7 protein-coding genes are annotated in these 10161 nt (G+C 68.8%); 1 reads left to right on the top strand and 6 read right to left on the bottom strand.

From position 1 onward, the window contains the following. On the bottom strand, positions 1-1947 hold a 1947-nt coding region (locus ON43_RS33705), incomplete at its 3' end, for a (Fe-S)-binding protein (RefSeq protein ID WP_040814073.1). A gap of 375 nt (positions 1948-2322) precedes the next feature. Between ON43_RS33705 and ON43_RS33700 the strand changes: the two genes are divergently transcribed. After that, positions 2323-3120, top strand: coding sequence for a DUF8020 domain-containing protein (locus ON43_RS33700; RefSeq protein WP_040814068.1), 798 nt, complete (start codon positions 2323-2325; stop codon positions 3118-3120). A 69-nt stretch (positions 3121-3189) separates the two neighbouring features. Here ON43_RS33700 and ON43_RS33695 read toward each other — a convergent pair whose 3' ends face one another. From ON43_RS33695 to ON43_RS43430, 5 genes are all read right to left on the bottom strand, one after another. Then, the gene (locus tag ON43_RS33695) at positions 3190-4035 is read right to left on the bottom strand and encodes an NRDE family protein (protein WP_040814066.1); all 846 of its coding nucleotides are present in this window, start codon (positions 4033-4035) and stop codon (positions 3190-3192) included. Positions 4036-4195: 160 nt separating this feature from the next. Next, complete coding sequence (locus ON43_RS33690) at positions 4196-5536, bottom strand: S1 family peptidase (protein ID WP_245568854.1); 1341 nt, start codon at positions 5534-5536, stop codon at positions 4196-4198. Positions 5537-5680: 144 nt separating this feature from the next. After that, positions 5681-7027, bottom strand: coding sequence for a S1 family peptidase (locus ON43_RS33685; RefSeq protein WP_040814064.1), 1347 nt, complete (start codon positions 7025-7027; stop codon positions 5681-5683). 117 nt (positions 7028-7144) lie between these two features. Continuing rightward, positions 7145-8272 (bottom strand): hypothetical protein, encoded by a 1128-nt coding sequence (locus ON43_RS33680; protein ID WP_040814062.1) that lies wholly within the window; start codon positions 8270-8272, stop codon positions 7145-7147. 43 nt (positions 8273-8315) lie between these two features. Then, on the bottom strand, positions 8316-10161 hold a 1846-nt coding region (locus ON43_RS43430), incomplete at its 5' end, for a LuxR C-terminal-related transcriptional regulator (RefSeq protein ID WP_167333481.1).

Raw genomic sequence — 10161 nt, 5'->3', positions numbered from 1 at the left:
TTCACCGTGACGCGGCATTTCGACCAGGGTGGAGCCGGAGGCTTCCATCAGCTCCCGGGGCGCGTTGTAGATCTTGTTGTGGCGGCCCAGGTAGCAGGGGTCGTGGTAGGTGACGTTCTGCGCCACCGGCGACACCGGCACCAGCGACTTGGCGCGGACGAGGCGGTTGAGCAGCTGGGTGTGGTGCACGACCTCGTAGGTGCCGCCGACTTGGGGGTATTCGTTGTTCAACGCGTTGAAGCAGTGGGCGCAGGTGACGACGATCTTCTTCTTCGACTGCTCCACCCCCTCGAACACACCGTTCAATACTTCGATGTTCTGCATCGCCAGCTGCTGGAACAGGAATTCGTTGCCCGCACGCCGCGCGGAGTCGCCGGTGCAGGTTTCTTCCTGACCCAGCACCATGAACTTCACGCCCGCGGTCGCGAGGAGCTCGGCGACGGCCTTGGTGGTCTTCTTGGCGCGGTCCTCGTAGGCGCCGGCGCAGCCGACCCAGAACAGGTACTCATAGCCGTCGAAGCTGTCGGCGTCGCGGCCGTAGACGGGGACCTCGAAGTCGACCTCGGAGATCCAGTTCAGGCGGTCCTTGGCGTTCTGGCCCCACGGGTTGCCCTTGTTCTCCAGGTTCTTGAACAACCCGGCGAGTTCGGAGGGGAACTCCGACTCGATCAACACCTGGTAGCGGCGCATGTCGATGATGTGGTCGACGTGCTCGATATCGACCGGGCACTGCTCCACACACGCACCACAGGTCGTGCACGACCACAGCACCTCGGGATCGATGATGCCGTTGACATCCTCACCACCGACCAGCGGACGCTCCGCCTCCGCCCGCGCGGCCTCGGAAATCTTCGCCAGCGCACGCTCGTTCGGCTTGCCCTCGGCATCGACGAGACCGATCTCGTCGCCGCCCATGTCCTTTCGGCCACCGGCGAGCAGGTACGGGGCCTTCGCATAGCCGTGGTCGCGCAGCGACATGATCAGCAGCTTGGGCGACAGCGGCTTACCGGTGTTCCAGGCCGGGCATTGCGACTGGCAGCGGCCGCATTCGGTGCAGGTGGTGACGTCGAGGATGTCCTTCCAGGAGAAGTCCTCGAACTTGCCCACACCGAAGGTGTCGTTGTCCGGGTCGGCGGTCTCCATCTCGATCGGCTTGCCGTTCGACATCATCGGCTTGGCCGCACCGAGGGCGACGCTGCCGTCGTCCTCACGCTTGAAGTAGATGTTCGGGAACGCCGCGAACCGGTGCCAGGCCACACCCCAGGTGACATTGCGGCCGACCAGCAGCAGGAACAGCGCGCCGGAGCAGAGCTTGATGAACGCGAAGATCGACACCATGGCGATCGACTCGGGCAGCAGCTTGGCGACCTGCTCGGTGAAGAAGTCGCTCCAGGTGTGGGATTCGCCGTAGGTCGCGATCTTGCCGGCCTTCACCATGACCATGCCCAGGCCCTCGACGAGGACGATGGATTCGATCACATACGCGGGCGCGAACCGGGAGCCGCTGAACCGGGACAGCCGCGCGGGCACGCGCGGGTGGTTGAGCTGGCGGATGACGATCAGCACCAGGATGCCGACCACCGTTCCGATGCCCAGGATTTCGTCGACCAGGTGGTAGATGCCCCAGGAACCGATGATGGGCCAATGGAATTCGGGGTCGAAGATCTGGCCGTAGGCCTCGAACCACAGGATGAACCCGAGCAGGAAGCCGATCATGACGAGCCAGTGCGCCCAGCCGACCGTGCGGAATTTGTTCATGCGCGTGTGCGCGAGGAACTCCACCATCATGGTCTTGAAGCGGGGGAAGAACGGCCGCCAGCGATCGGGCGCGGACTGCCCGACCATGACGGTGCGCGCGATGTTCCGCACGCCTCCGATGAACGATGCCCAACAGAAGACTGTGAACACCGCCCCAATCGTGCCCAGCGTCACTGTCAGGGCATTCATGTCGCGACCTCTCTTACGGTTCTACGAGCCAGTGGCGAGGCAGCCTGGTTCCGCCTCGGGTTGCACGTATCCTAATGGACGGTAAGTTACCCGCCGGTAACTTAGCTGTCCAGGGTTTCCCACACCGTAAATCCCGGCAATTCGCGGCCGTAACCAAGGGCAGGCTTACTTCGAAACGCCTTGTCCTGCCGAAAGAAACGAATCTCGCAAATCGTAGATTGATCGACTAGGCTCACGCTGTCCGACAGCTGTGTGCGTATTCACATGCTCGGGGAGGACAAGTCCTAGCGCGTGGCTGGCCCGAGGGAAGCCGGGTCTCGCGTGGCGAAGAGGCACACAGCGGATTACCTGATGACGGATTGGAACCAACCGAATATGAAGCTTCGCAGTACCACTGCGGCGGCTGCCCTGGTCATCGGCGCAATGACCGTGGGGATGACGACCGCCCACGCCGACGACGCTGCCACGCCCGCTCCGGCCAAGCCGGCGGGAATCGACTACTCCAGCAAGCTGGTCGATGCCAAGTTCGTCGACGGCAAGATGGTGCAGGACAAGACCGTTGTGTCGACTCTGAAGAACGGCGTCTTCGAGCTCACCGAGAAAGATGGTGCTACTCCGGAAGATCCGAAGCAGACCATCGTCAACGTCAAGGATCTGCAGGGCGCGACCGTCGTCTCCTTCCCGCTCAACTACTCCGTGGCCGGAACCAAGATTCCGGTCAAGGCTGAGCTGAAGGCCGACAACACCGTTCTCAATGTGGTGCCGGAGAAGCCCGCCGACTTCGACGCCACCAAGCTGGGCACTTTCGACCACCCGGTGATGGTGCTCAAGGATGTCGCGTCGCCGGTCGAGGACCAGCGCGCGATGAACAACTTCACCACCGAGTTCGGCCTCGCCACCGCCATCGGCGGCTTCGTCGGCACCGCGGTCGGTGTGATCGTCGGCGGCGCGATCGGCATCGGTCTCGGCGCCATCGAGTGCGCGACCATCATCGGCTGCATCGCCGCCATCCCGACCTTCGTCGCGCTGGCGGGCATCGGCGGCATCCTCGGCACGATCGCGTTCGGCGCGCCCGCGCTGGGCGTCGCCGGTATGGATCTGATCAACACGCTGCAGGCCGCTCCCGGCACCAGCAAGTGGAGTGACGCGAACATGAACGCCAGTTCGAAGTAGTCCTTCGGATCTTTCGGCAGTCAGAGCGGACCCGCCCCCGACCCGGGGCGGGTCCGTTCGCGTTCCGGGCTATTCCGGTCGAGCCGAGAGGTCGACGCGCCCGGTGAAGGTTTCCGTGTCCTGCGCCCGGCCGAGGCGGCCGAAGGTGCGCTCGGTCATCGTGTAGCTGCCGTCCTCGTGTACCAGCAGCACGGTGCTGCAGCGGGTTCCGTGGATCGGGTGGCGGACGAAGCGCGCCGAGGCGGCGCGCTCGGTGGGCCGGTCCAGACCGGTGGCGGGCAGTTCGGAGTCGTCCGCGCGGGTGCGGTCGGACAGCACCGCCAGATAGCCCTCGACGTCACCGGGATTCGCGGCGGCCACCGCGTGCAGCGCGCGCACGCCCTCGCGCACCTTCGGCCAGACCGAATCGGTGGAGTCGGCGGAGACGGTCCCGTCCGGATCGAGGGAGCCGAAGAGGGCATTGTTGGACAGGCCGTGGAAGCCCGGCGGCAGTTCGCGCGGGGCCCGATCGCTCCGATTGCTGTGCCACCACAGCGTTTCCAGGTCCGAGACCAGCATGTTGTAGCCGTTGTAGTCGTCGGCCGCCGCGGCCGTCCGGCGCGCGAACTTCTCCGGAACCGTGTCACCGCTCAGGAAATCGAGCATCAGCGCGCCGCGCGAGCGGACATCGACGCGGAACTCGTCGGGCAGGCGCACATTGGTGACCGTCGCGAATCGGCGGCGATCGGGCAGGAACCCGAGCCAGGTGCCGGGCACCGGACCCGCCGCGCCGCGATCCCGGCCCGCCAGCAATCCGGGCACCTCGTCCCACCGGCGCAGCGATTCCGTTGGGCGGGTGAAGAACTCCTCCCGATTGGCGGCCACGATCAATCGGTATTCCGGATGCGTCCGCCAGCCGAGCAACACCAAACACATGTCTCCAGCATGCCGGAGCGGCGGCGGTCCGGCCCATGCCCGATCACTCCCGTCCCATGCCTCCCTGCCGCCACACCGCTGCCACAAGGGGTCCGGGGTACACCGAGATGCGAAAAGGCCGGTAGCTGTTGAGCTACCGGCCTTTTCGAGCGTGCTGAGATCAGCTGGTGCGGACCCGCAGGCCCGGGTTGTCGGAGAGCACGGTGCTCACCGGCTGCGCGAACAGCTGCGGGGTGTTGCCGGTGATCAGACCGATCAGGTTGGGGATCTCGCAGATCGGGTAGTCGGCGACGGAGGAGGCGCTGGAGATGCCCAGGGCCAGGGTGCCGGTCACCAGCGGGCCGCCCGAATCACCGGGCAGGGCGCAGATATTGGCGGAGAAGGACTGGGTGAGCAGGCGGTCGCCGACCTGGACGGTCTGGTCGACGGCGTTCACCACGCCGCAGCTGAAGCCGGTGCGCGCACCCGACTTGCAGACCGGGGCACCGACCACGGGCACGGCCACGCCGGTGACGCTGATCGGGCCCGCGCCGGGAACGCTCACCAGCGGGTTGGAGAAGGCGTCGCGGAACTGGTCGTTGATGCCGACGATCGAGTAGTCCTGGTTGCCGAGGATCGACTTCTGGAACTGGCCGACCTCCGGGCCGCGGCTCTCGCCGACGAGCTGGTACACGCTCGGCGAGTTGGCGCCGCCGGTGGCCGCGATGTTCGGGTTGCAGTGTCCCGCCGTGATGTTCACGACGTTGCCGTTGCCGTCGGTGCCGTTGAAGCCGAGCGAGCAGCGCAGCGACATGCGGCCCGCCACCGAGGCGTAGGCCTCACCCGCGGCGATCGCGCGCGGGCCCGCGCCGGCGATCGGGGTGGCCTGCGGGACGTCCTGGCCCTCGCCGCCGACCGGCGGTGCGGCCATCACGATGACGCGGGCCGGGTCCACGAAGCCCGGCAGCGGCAGATCGGGCTTGTCCACCCGCACCGCGATGCTGTTGTTCAGGGTGTCGATGGCCACGCCCCGAATGGCCTTCGACACCGATTCCGGCTGATCCTTGAGCCACTGCTGGAAGGCGTTCTTCTCACCGCGCAGCGTGGTCTCGCTCTTGCTGACGTCCTTGGCGGTGAAGCCCGCGTCCTGCACGGCCTTGCGGGCCTGGTCCACACCCTCGCCGGGGGCCAGCGCCACGATGGCCTTGCCGGTCTCGTCCAGCCACGCGCCACCGAAGACCTGCGGGAACTGCCGCTGCGCGGTGGTGGCGAAGGTGGCCACCTTCTGCGCGACGTCGGCGCGGTTCAGGTAGTCCTGCGGGGAGATCTTGAGATCGCGGGTGATCGCGGTGATCAGGGCGGCCGGGAGATCCGGGGTGGGGTTCGCGGGCTCCGCGTGCGCACTCGCTGCCAGGGGTCCGGCGACGAGCACAGTGGTGGCCGCGATCGCCGCAGTACGGACAAGGGACCGCGGGTTTCGACCCGCGGCAGGCATGGAGAAGCGCATACGTGGCAGGAGCATGGCCCCGACTATATGGTGTCGGGACCGTTATGCCTACTTATTGCGAGGTGACGTTTCGGTATTCGCAGGGCAAACAGCGAGCGTGTCGGATTATGCCGCAATGAGAAGGATGTCCGTTTACATCTTCTCGCGGTTTTCCGCCTCCTACGCGATGGAGCGCGTCCGCACCTGAATTCCGCTGCCGATACCGCCGCCGGAATTGGCGTCGATCTCGCTCAGAATCGCGCGCACCGGGATGCCCAGCGACGCGGTTCCACCGTACTGCGCCAACTGGGTATTGGCCTCGTTGCAGTTCGGCGCGTCGGCCGCGTTCGAACCGCTGGTGATGCCCAGCGCCAGCGTGCCGGTCACGATCGCGCCGCCGCTGTCACCGCCCAGGGTGCAGGCGCTGGAGGCGAAGCCGCGCACCGTCTTCGAGACGCCCTCGGAGGTGAAGAGCTGGGTCTCGACCCGGTCGGCCACCACGAAACCACAAGTGAAGGTGGAGGATTGGCCCGACTTGCAGACCGGCGCGCCGGTGATCGGATCGGCCACCCCGGTGATCGAGAGCGTGGTGCCGTTGGCGCCGCGCACCACCGGCTGATCCATGCCCGCGCGCACCGCGTCGTCGTTCAGCTTGATGACCGAATAGTCGAGCCCGCTGCGGCCGCCCAGGTTGGACGAGACGAAGCTGCCGGCCTTCGGGCTCGACACCAGGTTTTTCACATTCGGAATGTAGACATCGGCGCCGATGCCCTTCTCGACATTCGGATTGCAATGCCCGGCACTGATGTTCAGCGGGTTCCCGGCGGAATCCACGCTGTTGAAACCGAACGAGCAGACATCCACGCTGTGCAGCGCGGTATCGCTGAGCGGAGTCGGCGCGGTGATGTAGGTGTCGCCGCCCATGGGACGCCGTTCCACCGGGCCGCCGGAATCCGGCGACAGCATCACCTTGATATTGGCGATCAGCGTGGGCAGGTTGAGCAAATGGCCGGCCGGGGTGTTCGCGACGCTGAGCACCAGCTGGCTGTTGAGGAAGTCGATGGCGACCGAATTGATGGCGCTGGACAGGTCCCGAGGCAGGGCGGTGATCCACATGTTCAGCTGATCGGCCGAACTCTCCAGATTGTCGGCGCTGATCGGGGCCAGCCGGGTCTGGTAGCCGTCGGCGGCGGCGATCTTGGCGGCGTCGAGCGAGGTGACGGCCATGACCGGCTTGCCGTCGGTGCCCAGCCAGGCGCCCGCGAAGTCGTCGGGCCGCTGGGTACGGAATCCGGTTGCGTAGTCCCGCAATTGCTGGGCCTTCTCGGCGCGGTCCAGGTATTCGGCGGGCGTCATCTTCAGATCGCGCTGGATGGCGGCGACCAGTTCGGCCGGAAGTTTCTCGGCGGCAAGCTGATCCGGGGTGTCCGCGGTGGCGGTGCTGAGCAAGGGACCGATCAGGACGGTCGAGGCGAACGCGATGGTGGCAGCTCGAACCGTGGCGCGGCGCGCCATGAACTTGCGCATGGAGTCCCTTCGTAGTGCACCAGCAGACCGACAGTTCCGGGGCCGGATCCGGTTACCTTCCGGAAGGTCGGTCAGCGCACCACTTTAGGGCACAAACCTCGGAAGGTCGCTACGAAATCAGCGCGGAAACTGTCCCCAGGGATCCTGCACCACCGGAGGTTGCGGGATTTCGAACGTCGGCACGGGCGGGTACTGGTAGATCGGCGGGTACGGGCGTGTCGTGGTCGGCGGCGTGGTGCGCGGGGTGGTCGGCGGCGGCGCCTCGGTGGTGGTGGGCGGCGGCGCGGTGGTGGTGGGCGGGGCCTCGGTGGTCGCCGGGGCGTCCACCACATCGGCGGGCGGCGCGGCCGCGGTCGGGTGCTCGGAACCGGTGGGCGGTAGCAGCGGCGGGGCCACGCCCGCGGTGGCGTTCGGCTCGGAACGCACCTCGCCGCGCGGCGGGCCGGGCGTGGAATCGTCCTGGCGCAACACGGCGGCGACCCCGATGCCACCCAGCAGCAAACCGATCACGGCGGCGACCGCGGCGATGATGTACGGCCCCCGGTTCGCGCGCGGGGTGGGCGCCACGGGCACCGCGGGAATGCCGCGGGTGACGGACGGCTCGGCGGTGGTGACGGCCGGGACCGCCTCCGAATAGGCCTGGGCCAGTTCCGAACCCTTGAGGGCGGGCAGCACGTCGGTGACATCGGCGGCATTGGCGGCGGACGCGGTGGCGTCGGGCGGAGTCAGCCCGGCCGGAGTGGACAGCACCGCCGCCAGCGCCGCGCGGGCGGCTTGATAGGCGAGGGTCTTGCCGGTGTCCGCGTCCGCCGGGGGTAGGTCGCGCTCGGCGACCAGCACCACCGACTTCAGGCCCAGATAGTCGAGGGCCTCGCGCAGCGAGCGGACATGGGTCTCGGGCCAGCCGGTCGGGTGGGTCAGGTAGAACTCGGCCGGGCCGTTGAGGTGCTCGGCGGCCTGGCCGATGAGGCAGAAGACGGCGGTGGCCATCAGATCCTCGGCGCGGTAGGCCTCGCCGTCGTCGACCGGCAGCCCGGCCGGGTCGCCGACCGCGTCCACGAAACCCCGGATCGAGTGCGTATAGCCCTCGGGCGCTTCGCCTCCCAGAACGGCGTCGCCGTCCTCCGACATGTGCAGCACGGACTCGCGCACCGTGTAGTGCACCGGGAGTGTGGCGTCGTCGCCGGTCACCACGGCGACGACGGATTCGTCGTCCGCGATGCGCAGGCCCACCCCAGTGGCCATCCTCGTTACCTCACTCGGTGCGTCAGGGTTCCTCCGCGCCGGGTCAGACGAGGAGTGATCCGTGACCCATGGCGCGAAGCATTGACAATAACTCCGAACGCGACCCGGCACCGATTCGACGTCTCATCCGGGCCACGTGATGTTCCACGGTCTTGGCCGAGATATAGAGCCGGGCCCCGATCTCCCGGTACGTCAAGCCGAGCAGCACCAGTTCGGCGACCTCGCGTTCGCGTTCGCTGAGCACGGTATCGGTGATCGGTTCCGGACGCGGTTGCGGGGCCGACGGCGCCGGCGCGCGCATCGGCGACTCGGGCGGGCGGGCCTGGGCGCGCAGCGTGCGGGCCAGTTTGAGCAGGGCCGTCGCGGTGGCCGAATCACCGGCCGCCAGCGCGGCCTCACTGGCCAGCCGGGCCGCGTCCCAGCGCAGGCCGAGCCCGGACAGCCGGGCCACCGCGCCCTCGACCCGGTCCCGCGTCACCTGGCCGCGCAGCACCAGCACCCAGGTGCGGCCGGCGTCGGCCAGCGCGGCGGCCTGCGGATCGCCCGCCGCCGCGGACACCTTGAGCCGATGCGCGTGCGGCAGCAGGGCTTCCGGGCTCTCCTGGGCGATGGCGGCCTGAATCGCATACCAGTGGAAGGCATTCGACCAGGCGGGCGGCTGGCCCAGGCGGCGCAGCAGCTCGTCGGCAGCGGTCACCAACGCGGTCAGCCGGGCCTCGTCGCGCAGCCGGATACCGGCCAGCCACAGCTCCCCGATGGGCAGCAGGGTCAGCAGGTCCGCGCCGACCTCGTCGAACAGGGGCGCGGCCTGCTGCCAGGCCAGGGCCAGTGCCGCGTGGTCGCCGCCGCGCCGGGCCAGCCCGACCAGCACGCCGTGGGCGAGCAGGCGATCGCGCGGATCCAGTTGCGCGAGCGGGACTTCCGCCATCAGCTCGGCCGCCGAATGCTCGTCGCCGCCCAGCATGGCGACCCACGCGCCCAGCACCAGGCGCTGCGGATCGCGGACCGGACCGCGCAGGGCGTCGGCCGCGCGGCGCGGATCGCCCATGCTCAGGCACAGCAGCACCGCGATGGACACCGCCGAGCACGGCAGGAATCGGTCGCCGCCGTCGTCGGCGGGGGCCGGGCCGGAATGCGCGGCCTGGATCAGGGCCGACGCCGCCGCGACCGCCGCACCGCGATGCGCCAGTGCGGGACTCGCGAAACGCCGGGCCGCCAACGTGGTCGGCGGGCGCGGGACGGCCTGCAACTCGGCGGTGAATCCCGTTGGCGCCGAGACCGATCCGAAGCCGGACGGGTTGCCCGACGCCGGCTTCGACGGGGTACGCGGCAAGCCGACCGGACCACTCGCCGATCCCGTCGGCGCGGTGGACATTCCATTGGCGCCGGAGAAGCGGTTCGCCGGGCCGGACGGACGGGGGGCCTCGGCGGCGGGCGGGAAGGCCGTCGGCGCCGGGCCGCGGCCGGGTTCACCCAGCGGACGCCGGGGCGTGCCGGGGCCGGACGGTTGCCAGCGGGTGGCGTTGCCCGCGTTGTCCGCTGACCCGATGGAGTCCCACAGGGCGTTGGCGACCAGGGCGGCGCGCGAGGTGGCCTCGGTGGGCGGCCACTGCGCGGCGTTCACCGAGAGTGCCTGCGCGCCTTGGGCATCGCCGGAGAGATAGAGGACGGTGGCGGCGACGGCCCAGTCCGGGCCCACGCGGGTCGGACCCAGCCAGGTGTAGAGCTGCGCGGCGCGGTCCGCGAGACCGCGGCGGGTCCAGACGCCCGCGCAGATGCGCACCGCGGCGGCTAGATCGGCCAGCGGGATATCCGGATCGGCCAGGGTGGGTTCGGCCAGGCGCAGCGCGGTGTCGCCGTCCCCGGCCCGGGCCGCGGCATCGGCCCAG

The sequence above is a fragment of the Nocardia concava NBRC 100430 genome, from assembly GCF_000308815.1.
Taxonomy (GTDB): Bacteria; Actinomycetota; Actinomycetes; order Mycobacteriales; family Mycobacteriaceae; genus Nocardia; species Nocardia concava.
Note: the sequence above shows the minus strand (reverse complement) of the source record. Positions and strands in the feature narration are given on the sequence as shown.

What these genes read in the sequence shown, in the direction of transcription:
- ON43_RS33700 (WP_040814068.1), top strand. Translation starts at nt 2,323, where the DNA reads ATGAAGCTTCGCAGTACCACTGCGGCGGCTGCCCTGGTCATCGGCGCA.
- ON43_RS33695 (WP_040814066.1), bottom strand. Translation starts at nt 4,035, where the DNA reads ATGTGTTTGGTGTTGCTCGGCTGGCGGACGCATCCGGAATACCGATTG.
- ON43_RS33690 (WP_245568854.1), bottom strand. Translation starts at nt 5,536, where the DNA reads ATGCTCCTGCCACGTATGCGCTTCTCCATGCCTGCCGCGGGTCGAAAC.
- ON43_RS33685 (WP_040814064.1), bottom strand. Translation starts at nt 7,027, where the DNA reads ATGCGCAAGTTCATGGCGCGCCGCGCCACGGTTCGAGCTGCCACCATC.
- ON43_RS33680 (WP_040814062.1), bottom strand. Translation starts at nt 8,272, where the DNA reads ATGGCCACTGGGGTGGGCCTGCGCATCGCGGACGACGAATCCGTCGTC.